The organism is Streptomyces sp. NPDC093018 (assembly GCF_040684035.1).
GTDB classification, from domain to species: Bacteria; Actinomycetota; Actinomycetes; order Streptomycetales; family Streptomycetaceae; genus Streptomyces; species Streptomyces murinus.
This window is the reverse complement of sequence record NZ_JBFBFF010000010.1, coordinates 62,293-75,595: the sequence shown is the minus strand read 5'-3', so window position 1 is coordinate 75,595 and position 13,303 is coordinate 62,293. Positions and strand designations below refer to the sequence as shown.

Annotated in this window: 13 protein-coding genes and 1 pseudogene; 6 read left to right on the top strand and 8 right to left on the bottom strand. The window is 73.5% G+C overall.

All coding sequences use genetic code 11. The features are described 5' to 3' along the window. Positions 1-263: 263 nt before the first annotated feature. Entirely contained in the window at positions 264-1,004 is a 741-nt protein-coding gene (locus AB0N90_RS22580; RefSeq protein ID WP_365199258.1) for a VOC family protein, read from the top strand. 234 nt (positions 1,005-1,238) lie between these two features. After that, a pseudogene (locus AB0N90_RS22575) lies at positions 1,239-1,433 on the top strand (MFS transporter); the annotation flags it as partial. A 55-nt stretch (positions 1,434-1,488) separates the two neighbouring features. Here AB0N90_RS22575 and AB0N90_RS22570 read toward each other — a convergent pair. The 4 genes from AB0N90_RS22570 to AB0N90_RS22555 form a co-directional block, all read right to left on the bottom strand. Next, on the bottom strand, positions 1,489-1,881 hold the full coding sequence (locus tag AB0N90_RS22570) for a GtrA family protein (protein ID WP_361680137.1): 393 nt from the start codon (positions 1,879-1,881) through the stop codon (positions 1,489-1,491). Further along, on the bottom strand, positions 1,878-2,828 hold the full coding sequence (locus AB0N90_RS22565) for a glycosyltransferase family 2 protein (RefSeq protein ID WP_365199256.1): 951 nt from the start codon (positions 2,826-2,828) through the stop codon (positions 1,878-1,880). The genes AB0N90_RS22570 and AB0N90_RS22565 overlap by 4 nt, the downstream gene beginning before the upstream one ends. Before the next feature lie 35 nt (positions 2,829-2,863). Next, positions 2,864-5,428: a YfhO family protein gene (locus AB0N90_RS22560; protein WP_365199253.1), complete on the bottom strand. Its 2,565-nt coding sequence runs from the start codon at positions 5,426-5,428 to the stop codon at positions 2,864-2,866. Between the two features lie 181 nt (positions 5,429-5,609). Continuing rightward, entirely contained in the window at positions 5,610-6,212 is a 603-nt protein-coding gene (locus tag AB0N90_RS22555) for an ABATE domain-containing protein (protein WP_365199251.1), read from the bottom strand. 82 nt (positions 6,213-6,294) lie between these two features. Here AB0N90_RS22555 and AB0N90_RS22550 point away from each other — a divergent pair, with 82 nt between their 5' ends. Together AB0N90_RS22550 and AB0N90_RS22545 are read left to right on the top strand one after the other, a co-directional pair. Then, positions 6,295-7,527: a cysteine desulfurase gene (locus tag AB0N90_RS22550; protein ID WP_365199248.1), complete on the top strand. Its 1,233-nt coding sequence runs from the start codon at positions 6,295-6,297 to the stop codon at positions 7,525-7,527. Positions 7,528-7,664: 137 nt separating this feature from the next. Next, the gene (locus AB0N90_RS22545) at positions 7,665-8,075 is read left to right on the top strand and encodes a DUF3592 domain-containing protein (RefSeq protein WP_365199245.1); all 411 of its coding nucleotides are present in this window, start codon (positions 7,665-7,667) and stop codon (positions 8,073-8,075) included. Positions 8,076-8,109: 34 nt separating this feature from the next. Here the strand turns inward: AB0N90_RS22545 and AB0N90_RS22540 are convergent, their stop codons facing one another. The 3 genes from AB0N90_RS22540 to AB0N90_RS22530 all read right to left on the bottom strand — a co-directional run bounded on the left by AB0N90_RS22540 (position 8,110) and on the right by AB0N90_RS22530 (position 10,729). Then, the gene (locus tag AB0N90_RS22540) at positions 8,110-8,697 is read right to left on the bottom strand and encodes a histidine phosphatase family protein (RefSeq protein ID WP_361680155.1); all 588 of its coding nucleotides are present in this window, start codon (positions 8,695-8,697) and stop codon (positions 8,110-8,112) included. A gap of 73 nt (positions 8,698-8,770) precedes the next feature. Then, the gene (locus tag AB0N90_RS22535; protein WP_365199242.1) at positions 8,771-9,214 is read right to left on the bottom strand and encodes a GNAT family N-acetyltransferase; all 444 of its coding nucleotides are present in this window, start codon (positions 9,212-9,214) and stop codon (positions 8,771-8,773) included. An 81-nt stretch (positions 9,215-9,295) separates the two neighbouring features. After that, on the bottom strand, positions 9,296-10,729 hold the full coding sequence (locus AB0N90_RS22530; protein WP_365199240.1) for a PLP-dependent aminotransferase family protein: 1,434 nt from the start codon (positions 10,727-10,729) through the stop codon (positions 9,296-9,298). Here AB0N90_RS22530 and AB0N90_RS22525 point away from each other — a divergent pair. Together AB0N90_RS22525 and AB0N90_RS22520 are read left to right on the top strand one after the other, a co-directional pair. After that, positions 10,728-11,642: a DMT family transporter gene (locus tag AB0N90_RS22525; protein ID WP_365199237.1), complete on the top strand. Its 915-nt coding sequence runs from the start codon at positions 10,728-10,730 to the stop codon at positions 11,640-11,642. The two genes, AB0N90_RS22530 and AB0N90_RS22525, sit on opposite strands and share 2 nt — an antisense overlap. A 20-nt stretch (positions 11,643-11,662) precedes the next feature. Further along, a complete protein-coding gene (locus AB0N90_RS22520; RefSeq protein ID WP_037651188.1) occupies positions 11,663-11,860 on the top strand; it encodes a DUF1918 domain-containing protein in 198 nt (65 codons plus the stop codon). Positions 11,861-11,900: 40 nt separating this feature from the next. On the opposite strand, the gene AB0N90_RS22515 is transcribed toward AB0N90_RS22520, so the two are convergent. Beyond that, complete coding sequence (locus AB0N90_RS22515) at positions 11,901-13,184, bottom strand: family 10 glycosylhydrolase (protein WP_365199234.1); 1,284 nt, start codon at positions 13,182-13,184, stop codon at positions 11,901-11,903. Between the last annotated feature and the right edge of the window lie 119 nt (positions 13,185-13,303).

Here is a 13,303-nt window from a genome sequence, read left to right as displayed (position 1 = left end):
CGGGGCGGCGCACCGGGGACCATGCTGACGCGGCTCCCGGCTGCCGGAACCCCGGGATCGAGGTCGCGCCGGGCCGGTCGTTCGGGGAGGGTGTCCGCCATGGGCACACCGTGCCGGGACGTCCGCGCGGCGCGGCTGAGTACGCGTGCTCAGGCCGGATGGTCAGCCGGGACCGGCGAACGTGCCCGTCGTCCCAGGCGCGGGCCACGGCGTCCCGTGCGAGGCCGGAGGACGTCGGGGCGCGGCTGCATAGGATCACCGGCATGGCGCTGCGACCCGTCCAGGTGAACATCAAGGCCCTCGATCCCCCGGCGGTCGGCCGGTTCTGGGCGGCGGCGCTCGGCCGGAGCGCGTACCGCTCCGGGGGGACCGCCCATGTCGGGCCCGCGGGCGGCCTCGTCCGGCCGGACCTGGTCGCCCTCGGCATCGAGGTCGTGCCCGTGCCGGAGCCCAAACCGCCGGTGAAGAACCGTACGCACCTCGATCTCGCCACCACCTCCCCGGCCCACCAGGCGGAGCTGGTCGCACGCCTCACGGAACTCGGCGCGACGCCCGTCGACGTGGGCCAGGGCAACGTGCCGTGGCGGTGCCTCGCCGATCCGGAGGGCAATGAGTTCTGTGTGCTGGAGCCCCGGGAGGTCTACCGGGACACCGGGCCGATCGCCGCGGTGGTGGTCGACTGCGCGGATCCGCGGGCCATGGCCCGGTTCTGGGGCGCGGCGACGGACTGGACCGTGCACCGGGTGAGCGACGGTCTCGCGGTGCTGCGCTCCGCCGAGGGCACCGGCCCCTACCTCGAATTCCTCCGCACACCCGGGGGAAGGACCGCACCGGACCGCGTCCGTCTCGACCTGCTGCCGTACCCCGGTGACGACAAGGAGGCGGAGACGGCCCGGCTGCGGTCTCTCGGCGCCACCGATCCCGGCCTCGGACAGGGCGACGCCCCGTGGACCTGTCTGACCGACCCGGAGGGGCATGAGTTCCGCGTGCTCGCCCTGCCCTGAGCCGCCGCGTAATCGGCTTTCGGGGGGCGCCGGGCGAGGGCTGGGGTGCGTGCGGTCGGTGACCTGGGAGGAGCGAGGACATGGTCGGTCGTCCGGGCGCGCGTTGACGTCGTGGCCGTGAGAGCGGCCGGTCATCGCGTGCCGCCCTGAACGCGCGGCACCGCGAGCCCTTCCTTCCCGCTGCCCGAAGCGGCCGGCGGGACCCGTCTTCGGTACTCCGAGGGGCCCTCACCCGTGCCGTCCGCTTCCTCTTCTCCGTCCGCCTCCGCCGTGTCCGGTGCTCCGTCGGGGCTGTGGCGCGACCGCGACTTCCGCCGGCTGTGGGCGGGTCAGACGGTCTCCCAACTGGGCGAGCACACAAGCCTGGTGGTGCTGCCGCTCTTCGCCGTCCTGACGCTCCACGCCGGTGCCGGGCAGCTGGGCGGGCTCGGTCTGCCCCGCCGTGATGGCCCTGTCCCCGCTCGGCCGCCCGGGGCGGCCGCGGTCACTCCTCGACCGCCACCCGCGGCGACGCGCCCGGCAGCATGATCCAGCGGGACACCACGAAGGTGATCGGGATCGCCGCCGCCGAGGCGAGCAGCGGGGCGAAGCGGCTGCCGGCGCCCAGGACGTCCACGATCACGTACACGCCCACCGTGGTGATCACGAAATTCGCCGCGTTGGTCAGCGGGAACAGCAGGAATTTCCGCCAGGTCGGACGGATGCGATAGGTGAACCGCGCATTGAGGAAAAAGGAACCGATCATGCTCAGCGCGAATGCGAGAACATGCGCGGCGAGATAGGGGAGCCAGGTGAGGAAGAGCAGGTAAAGGCCGTAGTAGACGGCCGTGTTGAGCACGCCGACCACGGCGAAGGTGATGATCTGTCGCGCTATCAAGGAATGAGATCCTTCGTCCGTTCCACATTGGTCGCCTTCACCAGGAAGTGCGGGCGGCCCTTCACCTCGTAGTAGATGCGCCCGGTGTACTCCCCGATCACTCCCAGCATGACCATCTGTACACCGGCGAGGGCGGTGACCGCGGTGATGATGGTGACATATCCGGGTGTCTGCACTCCGTGCAGCAGCGCGGCGACCACGATCCAGGCGGTGTAGAGACCGGCGCACAGCAGCAGGCTGATGCCGAGCCAGAGGGCGGCGCGCAGCGGGCGGTTGTTGAAGGAGAGGACGCCGTCCAGGCCGTAGTCGAGCAGTCCGCGCAGGTTCCAGGAGCTGCTGCCGGCCTCGCGCACGGCGTTCTCGTACGCGAAGGTGGTGCTGGGGAAGCCGACCCAGGCGAACAGGCCCTTGGAGAAGCGGTTGTACTCGGTCAGGCCGAGCACCGCGTCCACCACCCGGCGGGACAGCAGCCTGAAGTCCCCGACGCCGTCCATGAGTTCGACGTCGACCAGGCGGTTGACGAGTCGGTAGTAGAGGCGGGCGGTGAGGGTGCGGGTGAGGCGGTCGCCGGTGCGGGTGCGGCGCGCGATGACCTGGTCGTAGCCCTGTTCGCGCAGCCGGACCATGCGGGCGATCAGCTCGGGCGGGTGCTGGAGGTCGGCGTCCATGACGACGACCGAGTCGCCGGAGGCGTGCCGCAGCCCGGCCAACAGGGCGGCTTCCTTGCCGAAGTTGCGGCTGAAGGAGACGTAACGCACCCGCTGGTCGCGGGCGGCGAGGCGTTCGAGGACGGTGAGGGTGCGGTCGCGGCTGCCGTCGTCGACGTACACGAACTCCATGTCGTGGCCGAGCGGCAGCAGTTCGTCGGCGATCTCCTGGACGGCTTCGTGGAAGCGTTCCAGGACGTCTTCCTCGTTGTAGCAGGGCGCGACGATCGATATCAGCATGGCGGAGGTCCCCCAGGGGCGCGGTCGGATCGCGGTCAGGGCGCGGCTGTCACGCGTTCGCGCGGTGCCGGTGGTGTGGTTGGGGCGGGTGTCGGCAGGCGTCGGCGGCGGACGGCGGTCGCGGCGGTGAGCAGCAGCAGTGCCGCGAGCGAGGCGAGGCCGACGGCCGTGCCGAGGCGCAGGCCGGGTGGGTGGAAGGTGCAGGTCAGGCTGGTCTCGGTGCCGTCAAGGGGGACGGCGATCAGTCCGTGGTACTGCCGGGCGGGGCGGGCCGGGCCGTCCCCCGCGGCGCAGCGCCAGCCGGCGATGCGGGGCGCGGCGAGGACGGCAAGCCCCGTGCTTTTCGCAGGGAGTTGGGCGCGTACGGTGTCGTCGGAGACGGTGACGGAGGTGGCGCCGGTGGCCCTGAGGCGGGCGGCGGCGGTGCTCAGCCGGGCGGTGTCCAGGCAGCCGACGGCGCCGGGCGGGATACGGCCGGGCCGGTCGGGGACCAGGTCGATCCGTACCCGCCCGGAGGCGGGGGCGCGGCCCAGCGGCTCCATGGCGGCCAGGGCACGCCCGTTCGTGAACCGGAAAACGGCGACGTCCGTGTCCCCGGTGAGCCGGGCGGTCCCGGAGAAGTGCGGCGCCCACAGATTCACCTGGGTGCCGGGCGGGCAGCTCGTGGTGATCGTCGGCCCGGTCAACGCGTTCCCGGAGCCGACCCAGCGGCCGGCCACCTGCCTCCCGTCGTCGCCCCGCACGGTGACGCGGGGCACGGTGTAGACGCGGCTGCCGAGCAGCAGTTCCTGGTTGCGGTACGGCGAGGAGCCGAAGGGCGCCTCGTCGGGGCGGGCCCGCACGGTCACCAGGGGCGGCACGTCCCGCCGGGTGACGGTCGGCGCGGCGGTGTCCTCGGGCCGGTGGGTCTGGTGCGGGTCGGGCGGGCTGTGCACCCGGGCGCCGACTGAGAAGAGCACGTCCGTGACGGCGTTGTCGAGGCTCTGCACGCCCCGGCCGCCCGAGGTCCAGCCGCCGCCGAGCGCGGTGAGGGTGCGGGTCAGGACGTCGGAGGTCAGGCTGCTGTAGTAGGCGGCGCCCTGGCCGCCGACCGCCAACGGGTCGTTGGCGACGGTCTGTTCGCGGCCGGGGTCGGTGCGGTAGCGGGGCCAGCCGTCGGCGCGGGCGATCGCGGCGGCCTGGAGCCGCTGCCGCTCGCCCCAGGGCGCGTAGTCGTCCAGGTGCTTGAGGCGCAGCCCGCTCGCCACGGCGGCACTGGCGGCGCTCTCCCCCGTCTGCGCGCCGAGCAGGACGAGCACGGCCAGCACGGCGAGCCGCCCCCGCTGACCGCTGCGGCGCAGCAGGAGCAGCCCGGTGAGCGCCCCGGCGACGCCGAGCAGCAGCACCGGCCAGGTGTGCGCGTGGACCAGGTTCGTGCGGCTCGCGGCGGCGACGGTCAGGGTGAGCAGGGCCCCGGCCGCGCCGAGGGCGGGCAGCCCCGGCGGGCCGTACGACAGCGCGTGCCAGGCGGCGATGACCAGCAGTCCGCACAGCACGAAGCTCTGCCGGTAGGAGCTGCCCTGCGGGACGGCGAAGGCGTGCCAGGCCAGGCTGGTGGGCGCCCATTGCAGGGAGAGGGCCACCAGCAGCACCAGCGCGGTCCATCCCGCGCGGACCCGGCCGGGGACGGCCCGGTGGAAGGGCAGGGCGAGGGCGAGGAGCAGGGCGGTGGTGCCGACGTAGAGCGCCGGGGAGCTGTAGTCGTACGTCGCCGGGAGCAGCCGGGCCAGCAGGTTCTCGGCCGGGACGGGATGGAATCGGGCGAGGCGGCCGGGGTAGGCGTGCGTGGTGCCCAGGTAGACGACCGTGAGCAGCGGGGCGGCGAGGCCCATGCCGAGGACGACGGTGAGCACGGCACGGCCGGCGGCGGCCAGGGCCTGCCGGCGCGGTGGGGCGGCGAGCGACAGCCGTACCAGCAGCACGAGTCCGGCGCCGAGGGTGGCCATGTAGGCGGTGTAGAAGTTGGCGCTCCAGGCGAGCGCGACGATCAGCACCCCGGGGACCAGGCGCCGGCCGGCCAGGGCCCACTCGCCGACCAGGCAGAGCAGCGGCAGCGCGATCAGCCCGTCGAGCCACATCGGGTTGTAGTCCGCGGCGAGCGTCCAGCCGCACAGCGCGTACGACGCCCCGAGCAGCGCCGCCGCCCACCAGCGGCCGGGGCGCAGCCGGAGCAGCAGCCAGGCCATCGCGGCCGCGGCGCTCGCGATCTTCAGAACGGTGATCGCGTACACCGCGAGGTCGATCCGGTCGCGCGGGAAGAGCGCGACCAGCGGTGCGAACGGGCTGGAGAGATAGGTGCCGAAGTCCGGCAGGAAGCTGGAGCCGTACCCGGACTGCCAGTTGACCAGCAGCCCGCCGTCCGCCCTGCCGTGCAGCAGGTCCCAGAGGTGGGCGTGCAGGGGCACGTACTGATTGCCCAGGTCATTGACGCCCCGGGTGCGGGAGCCGAAGGGAAAGTCGCGGGCCAGCAGATCACCGGCGCACAATGCCACGCCCGCCACGAGGGCGGCGAGTGCCGCGGCGGCCCGGCACCTCGCACCCGGCACGGTCGAACGGTCCATCGGTCGGCAGACCCCCCAGCGAATTCACCTTGGATTTCGCCAACCTAGACGGGACAGCATTCCGATCGGTTGTGCCCTCAACGGAAGTTGATGCTTTTTACACCGAACGCCGTGCAAAATTAAGGAATTTGATGTCCGGCCGGGAAACTCGACCTTTCCTGCATGTTATTCGCAGGTGTTTTCAAGGTGACGTGCTTTTGCGGGCCGCATAGGCGCGGGCCGCCCGGACCCGGTTGCCGCACTGGGTCGTGCACCAGCGCCGGGCGCCGTGGGAGCGCAGGAACCACCGCTCGCAGCCCTGGGCCGCGCACTCGGCGAGCTGGGCCGCGTCGCTCCCGGTAAACAGTTCGGTGGCGTCCTCGGCGAGCAGGGACAGCGCGGCGGCGGCCGGGTTGCCGTCGTCGGGGACGTCGTCCCGGCGCGGCCCCTCGGCGCTCCAGACGAGGCGGGGCGTGGCCGGGGCGGCGGCGAGCGCGGCATTGAGGGCGTCGAGGGCTTCGGCGGGCGGCGGACCGCCCCGCTCGTACGCCTCGAACAGGGCCCGCAGCGCCTCCCGCAGCGCGCACAGCCGGCCGGTCTGGCGTCCGTTCACCGGCACCCGGTCGGGCAGCAGTCCGTGCCGGACCAGCCACAGATGCGCGGCCTCGGCGCCGTCGAGCAGGTCGACCTGGCCGTGGCTGACCCGGAACCGGCTGTTGACCAGGGCCAGGCAGGTGTAGCGGTCCTCGCCGGGGACGGGGAGCCGGTGCAGGTAGACGGGGGTCTCTTGATCCACGGCTCTCATGGTAATCCTTGTGCTTCTCCGTGAGGCGGGATGAGCGTGCCTCACGGAGAAACAGTCACGAAGCCGTGAGAGGTGAGACGCTGTGGCCTTCGACGCGGGCGCGTTGCGCGAGGACTTCCCGATCCTGGGGCGGACGCTGGAGAGCGGGGCGCCGCTGGTCTACCTGGACTCCGGGGCGACCACGCAGAAACCGCTGGCGGTCCTGGACGCCGAGCGGGACTACTACGTCACGCGCAACGCGGCCGTGCACCGCGGGGCGCATCAGCTCGCGGGCGAGGCGACGGAGGCGTACGAGGGCGCCCGGCATGCGGTGGCCCGGTTCATCGGCGCCGCCGACGACGAGGTGGTGTTCACCAAGAACACCACGGAGGGCATCAACCTCGTCGCCTACGCCCTCGGCAACGCCGGCCGGATCGGCCCCGGCGACCGGATCGTGGTGACGGAGATGGAGCACCACGCCAATCTGGTGCCCTGGCAGCAGCTCGCCGGGCGCACCGGGGCGACGCTCGACTGGTTCGGGCTGACCGACGAGGGCCGCCTGGACCTCACCCGGATCGGCGAACTCCTCGACGAGCGCACCAAGGTGCTCGCCCTGACCCATCAGTCCAATGTGCTCGGTACCCTCAACCCGGTGCGCGAACTCGCCGACCGGGCCCATGCGTTCGGCACCCTGGTGGTCGTGGACGGCGCCCAGTCCGTGCCGCACCGCCCGGTCGACGTGCGAGAGCTGGGCGCGGACTTCCTCGCCTTCTCCGGGCACAAGATGCTCGGCCCGAACGGCATCGGGGTGCTGTGGGGCCGTGCCGAACTGCTCGGCGCGCTGCCGCCGTTCCTCACCGGCGGCTCCATGATCGAGATCGTGGAGATGGACCGCACCACCTTCCTGCCGCCCCCGCAGCGCTTCGAGGCGGGCGTCCCGATGGCCGCGCAGGCGGTGGGACTCGCGGCGGCGATCGGCTATCTGGAGCGCCTCGGCATGTCCGAGGTCGCGGCGTACGAGGAGACGCTGACCGCCCGCGCCCTGGAACGGCTGGCCGAGGTCCCGGGCGTCCGCGTGGTCGGCCCCGCCGATCTCACCGACCGGGGTTCGGCCGTCTCCTTCACCGTGGACGGCGTCCATCCGCACGATGTCGGCCAGATCCTGGACGACCGGGGCGTGGCCGTCCGGGTCGGCCACCACTGCGCCCGCCCGATCGTGCGCCGCTACGGCATTCCCGCGACCACCCGCGCCAGCTTCTACGTCTACAACACCTTGGCCGAGGTGGACGCGCTGGTCGAGGGCGTACGGGCGGCGCAGCAGTACTTCGGCGGCTGAACCCGGCGAACTCGGCGGTCCGGTCCGGGCGTTCGGTCCGGGCGTTCGGTCCCGCGTGGCCGCAACCGCCCGCGCGGGCGACGCGTCCCCTGTCTCCGTGGACACGAGGGCACGGGCGGGACGGAAGAGGCGGCGACGTGTTGGACGGATTCCTCGGGATCGCGCTGTGCGGGGCGATCGGCGTGCTGCTCCTGGGCGTCGCGCTGCGCGAGACCGTGGTGGTGTGGCGGCTGCGCCGGCACGGGATCCGGGTCTGGGGCGTCGTGGTGGACAACGTACGGGTGCAGAGGCGGGATTCGGGCCCGACCTGGGCGCCGGTCATCGCCTTCGCCGATCAGCGCGGCTACCGGGTGGAGTTCACCACGAAGATGCGCGGCAGCGGCATGTCCCTGCCGACCGGGCGGCAGGTGCCGGTGGTGTATCTGCCGTACGACCCGCAGAACGCGCGGGTGTCGATGTGGCGGCACACGGTGGGCCCGGTGGTGTTCACGCTGCTCGTCGGGCTGGTCTTCCTGGGCGCCGCGGCGCTGATCGCCAGGACGTCATGACCCCGCGAGCCCGTCCCGGTGCGGGCGCAAGACCTTAGGACGCCCGTACGGCCGGGCTCTCGAAGCGGAGGTTCCAGCGGCCCCTGTGGCCGGTCAGGGTGGTGGTCGACAGGGGGCGGATGTCGAGGTTCCAGTAGGTGGCGGGCGGGGCCTTCAGGGCGTAGACGAGGGCCGCGCGGATCACCGCGGGCTCGGCCACCGCGACGATCCGGGCGCCGTCGTCGGCGGGGCGGGTGTCCAGCCAGCCGCCGGCCCGGGAGATGAAGGCGAGCAGGGACTCGCCGCCGTGCGGGGTGGCGCGCGGATCGGCGAGCCAGGCGTCCACCGCCGCCGGTTCCCGGGCCATCGCCTCGCCCAGCGTCAGCCCGCGCCAGCGCCCCATGTCGCAGTCGCGCAGCGCGAGCTGGGCCAGCGGGGCATAGCCCAGGGCGTCGCCGGTGGCGCGGCTGCGGGGGGTCGGCGAGCAGTAGCGCAGCTCGGCGGCGGCCAGCGGCACCAGTTCGTCGGCGGCGCGCCGCACCTCGTCCCAGCCGGCCTGGTCCAGCGGCCGGTCGTCGTCGAACCGCTCCGCGAGCAGCGGCGCACTCCGCGCGGCGGCGACGAACGTCACCCTCAGTGGCATGCGGTGATGGTGCGGCCGTGACGGGCACAGGTCAAGGTTTTCCGCCGGTGATGTACCGGCGGTGAGCGCCCGCTCACTCGAAGCGGTGGACCATCCAGGTCCCGGGGTCTTCCAGCGGTGTGAAGCCCAGCCGCTCGTAGACCCCGTGCGCGTCCGCGGTGGCGAGCAGGATCCGGCGGACGCCGAAGGACGCGAGGTGGTCGCGGACACCGGCGACGAAGGCGGTGCCCACGCCCTTGCCGCGCACCGAGCGGTCGACGTACACATCGGCGAGCCAGGCGAACAGCGCCCGGTCGGTGACCCCGCGCGCATAGGCGACCTGCGCGCCGGAGGCCCGGTCGTAGACCCCGAAGTTGATCGAGGACGCCATGGCCTCCTCGTGCTTCTCGCGGGTGCGGCCGCCCGCCCAGTAGGCGTCGGTCGACAGCCAGCGGTGGACCAGGTCGACATCGACGCGGGCGGTGTCGGTGGAGAACTCGTAGCCGTCGGGGAGCCGGAGCCGGGATGCGTCACTCATCCCGCGATCGTCGCAGGCCCCGCCCGCGGGGTCGAACCGTTAACTCGCCTACCAGCAGCGGTGACTCCCCGTGGTGGGCCGCTACAGCACCTCGTCGCACGCCGCCCGCAGCCGCCGTACCCCCTCCGTGATCTCCCCGAGGCCCGCCACCGCCGCGAAGCTCAACCGGACGTAGGGCGCGGGGGGTTCGGCGCTGAAGTAGGGGCGGCCCGGGGTGAGGGCCACGCCCGCGCGCAGGGCGGCGGCGCTGAACGCGTCGTCGTCGGTGCCCTCCGGCAGCCTGGCCCACAGGTGGTAGCCGCCGGACGGGACGTGCGGCAGGGCGAGTTCGGGCAGCCGCAGCGCGAGCGCGCCCGTCATCGCGTCCCGGCGTTCCTTCAACTCCCCCGACAGGGTGCGCAGATGGCGGGGCCAGGCCGGTGAGCCGACCAGTTCGAGGGCGGCCTCCTGGAGCGGGCGGGGCACGAAGAAGGAGTCCACCACCTGGATGGCACGCAGCCGTTCGAGCACCGGGCCGTGCGCGGCGAGCGCGCTCACCCGGAAGCTGGGCGAGGTCGCCTTGGTCAGCGAACCGACGTGCACCACCACGCCGTCCGGGTCGTCGGCGGCCAGCGGGCGGGGCAGCGGGCCCGCGTCGGCGTGCACCAGGCGCCGTACGAAGTCGTCCTCCACGACGAAGGCGCCGGCCGCGCGGGCGATGCCCAGCACCTCGGCGCGCCGGGCGGGGGCGAGGACCGCGCCGGTCGGGTTCTGGAAGAGGGGCTGGCAGACGAACACCCGGGCGCCGGTGGCCCGGAAGGCGTCCGCGAGCAGCTCGGGCCGTACGCCGTCGCGGTCCACCGGCACCGGGATGGGGCGCAGTCCGCCCGCGCGGGCGAGGGCCAGCATGCCGGGGTAGGTGGGCGACTCGACCAGCACCGGGGCGCCGGGCGGGGCGAGCGCGCGCAGGGCGGTGGCCAGCGCGGACTGACCGCCCGCCGCGATCAGCACCTCGGCCGCGGTGACCGTGCCGCCGATCTCCCGCGCGAACCACTCGCGCAGCTCCGGCAGCCCCTCCAGCGGCGGCCGCCCCCAGGCACCGGGCCGCCGCCCCGCGCGGGCCAGCGCCGCCGCCATGGCCCGCTCGGGCTGGAGCGAGGGGTGCGGATAGCCGCCGTTGAACTCCAGCACCCCGGGCGGCGGGGCGGCGAGCGAGACGGTGACCCCGGTGGCGTCCACCGTGCGCGGTACGAGGTCGGCGGCGCCGTCGGCGCTCAGCGCGACCTCCTGCCAGGAGGTGTCCCCGGCCGGTGTCTCGGGGGTGCGCGGCCGGGCCCGGAAGGCGCCCGCGCCGGGCCGGGTGACGACAAGGCCCTCGGCGGCCAGCTGGGCGAGGGCCCGCGAGACGGTCACCGGGCTCACCCGGAACCGTTCGACCAGTGCCCGGCTCGACGGCAGCTTTCCACCTGGTGAGTAGCGGTCCAGCTCCCTTCGCAGCTGTTCCGCCAGTTCACCCACGCTGCTACGCTCTTGCATGAAGATACAGAGTAGCGCTACTGATGCCGGACCGATAGCGGTCACCGCTCCCCGGCCGGAGCACCGGACCCTCGGCACCGCGCTCGCCGCCCTCGGCGTCGCCGCCTTCTCCCTCACCTTCCCGGCCACCGCCTGGGGCCTGGAGGGCTTCGGCCCCTGGACGCTGGTGACCGTGCGCAGCGTCCTGGCCGCCCTGGTCGCGGGCGGCGCCCTGCTGGCCCTGAAGGTACGGCCGCCCGAGCGGCGCCGGCTGCGCGGCCTCGCCGTCGTGGCGCTCGGCGTGGTCCTCGGCTTCCCGACGCTGACCACACTGGCGCTGCGCACCTCCACCACCGCGCACGCGGCCGTCGTGGTGGGCCTGCTGCCGCTGACCACGGCCGTCTGCTCGGCGCTGCGCACCGGCCACCGCCCCTCCCGCCGGTTCTGGCTCGCGGCGGTGGCGGGCGCGGTGGCGGTGCTCACGTTCACGGTGATGCAGAGCGGGGGCGCGCTCACCGCGGCCGACGGCTGTCTGTTCGCGGCCCTGCTGGTGTGCGCCGCCGGGTACACCGAGGGCGGACTGCTGGCCCGGGAGATGCCGGGCTGGCAGGTCATCGGCTGGGCGCTGGTGCTGTGCCTGCCGCTGACGCTGCCGGCCGCCGCGCTGGCGCTGTCGCAGGAGCCGTACCGGGTGACCGCGCACGGGATCGCCGGACTGCTCTGGGTGGCGCTGGGTTCGCAGTTCCTCGGACTGGTCGTCTGGTACCGGGGGATGGCGGCCATCGGGGTGCCCAGGGCGAGCCAGTTGCAGTTGGCTCAGCCCCTGCTCACACTGGTGTGGTCGGCGCTGCTGCTGGGCGAACACTTCACGGCGGCCGCTCCCCTGACCGCCGTCGCCGTACTCGTGTGCATCGCCGTCACCCAGCGGTCGTGATCGTTGAGGAGGGCCTGGAGATGCGCGCATCCAAGGGCGACCGGCTTGTCCAGCACGGCAGGGTGGTCGGCCAACACGACCAGGAGTCCGAAGTCGTCGAAGTGATGGGTCAGGAGGGCAATCCGCCCTACCGGGTCCGGTTCACGGACGGGCACGAGGCGATCATGTCGCCGGGGCCCGACTGCCAGGTCAAGCACAAGGAGGACGGGCAGCGATAGGCACCGGGGGTCAACCGATGCCCCCGATGCCTGCGCCGGTTCAGCGGGGCGGGCTCGCCGGTTGCGCGTAGTGGTCCGCGACCACGCGGCGCATCGCCCCGATCGGGTCGTTCGCCACGTCCTGGGCGGCGAAGAAGATGTGCCCGCCCACCTGCGGACGGCGGGCGGCGAGGGTGAGATGCCGGGTCAGCTCCGCCGGGTCCTGCCAGGCCGCGGGGCGCCCGTCCGCGCCGGACGCTCCGGCCCGGTACAGGGCCTCGCCGATGTAGAGCCGGGTCCCGGTCCCCTCGGCGGTCCGCGCCCACCAGTCCAGCAGCGTCGCGTAGTCCGCGCCGCTCGCACCGATCTCCCAGTACAGCTGGGGCGCGATGTAGTCGATCCGGTTCTCCCGGACCCAGGTGCGGGTGTCGGCGTACAGGTCGTCGTACGTCTGCGCGCCCGCGTCCGTGTCGGAGCCGAGCGGGTCGGTGGCCGCGTTGCGCCACACCCCGAAGGGGCTGATCCCGAACCGGGTACCGGGCCGGACCCGCTTGATGCCCGCCGCCATCTCCTGGACCAGCAGGTCGATGTTGTTCCTGCGCCAGTCGGCCCGGCTGGTGAAGGCGCCCCGGTGGCGCTGGTACGCCTCGTCGTCCGCGAAGCTCTCCCCGTCCTCGGGATAGGGGTAGAAGTAGTCGTCGAAGTGGACCGCGTCGACGGGGTAGCGGGCGACCGCGTCGAGCATCGCCCGCTGGACGAAGGCGCGCACCTCGGGCAGGCCCGGGTTGTAGTAGAGCTTGCCGCCGTACGGCACCGCCCAGTCGGGGTGGACGCGCGCCGGGTGGGTGGCGGCGAGGAGACCCGGGTCGGTGTGGTTCGCGATCCGGTACGGGTTGAACCAGGCGTGCAGCTGGAGACCCCGGGCATGGGCCTCGCGCACGGCGGTGCCCAGCGGGTCCCAGCCGGGGTCGCGGCCCTGGGTGCCGGTGAGGAATCGGGACCACGGCTCGTACGGCGAGGGCCACAGCGCGTCGGCGGTGGGCCGCACCTGGAGCAGCACGGTGTTCAGCCGGTCGCGGACCGCCCGGTCGAGATGGGCGATCAGCTCCTTCTCCTGCGCGGCGGCGGTCAGGCCGGGGCGGGAGGGCCAGTCCCGGTTCTCGACGGTCGCCATCCACACGCCCCGCATCTCGGTGGCCGCGCGGACGCCGGTGGCGCCCTCGGCCCCGGTCTTCCCGACCGGCGGCCTGATCTCCGCGGCTCCGGTCGCCGCCGCCCCGCATCCGGTCGTGGTCAGCGCCGACAGCGTCGCGAGGGCGAAGGCCCGGCGTGAGATGGGTTCCATCGGCCACTTTCCTTGACGGTCCGGATCCGCTCGGTCACGGATGGTCTCCGTGGCCAAGAATGCCCGCACCCAGACGATCGATCATCGATACTTCGCGGTAACGTGCACGATCGGAGCAG

Excerpts from the sequence above, each read along its gene's own strand:
- AB0N90_RS22555 (WP_365199251.1), bottom strand. The coding sequence starts at position 6,212 with ATGAGAGCCGTGGATCAAGAGACCCCCGTCTACCTGCACCGGCTCCCC.
- AB0N90_RS22515 (WP_365199234.1), bottom strand. The coding sequence starts at position 13,184 with ATGGAACCCATCTCACGCCGGGCCTTCGCCCTCGCGACGCTGTCGGCG.
- AB0N90_RS22535 (WP_365199242.1), bottom strand. The coding sequence starts at position 9,214 with ATGAGTGACGCATCCCGGCTCCGGCTCCCCGACGGCTACGAGTTCTCC.
- AB0N90_RS22540 (WP_361680155.1), bottom strand. The coding sequence starts at position 8,697 with ATGCCACTGAGGGTGACGTTCGTCGCCGCCGCGCGGAGTGCGCCGCTG.
- AB0N90_RS22565 (WP_365199256.1), bottom strand. The coding sequence starts at position 2,828 with ATGCTGATATCGATCGTCGCGCCCTGCTACAACGAGGAAGACGTCCTG.
- AB0N90_RS22580 (WP_365199258.1), top strand. The coding sequence starts at position 264 with ATGGCGCTGCGACCCGTCCAGGTGAACATCAAGGCCCTCGATCCCCCG.
- AB0N90_RS22525 (WP_365199237.1), top strand. The coding sequence starts at position 10,728 with ATGAAGATACAGAGTAGCGCTACTGATGCCGGACCGATAGCGGTCACC.
- AB0N90_RS22530 (WP_365199240.1), bottom strand. The coding sequence starts at position 10,729 with ATGCAAGAGCGTAGCAGCGTGGGTGAACTGGCGGAACAGCTGCGAAGG.
- AB0N90_RS22560 (WP_365199253.1), bottom strand. The coding sequence starts at position 5,428 with ATGGACCGTTCGACCGTGCCGGGTGCGAGGTGCCGGGCCGCCGCGGCA.
- AB0N90_RS22520 (WP_037651188.1), top strand. The coding sequence starts at position 11,663 with ATGCGCGCATCCAAGGGCGACCGGCTTGTCCAGCACGGCAGGGTGGTC.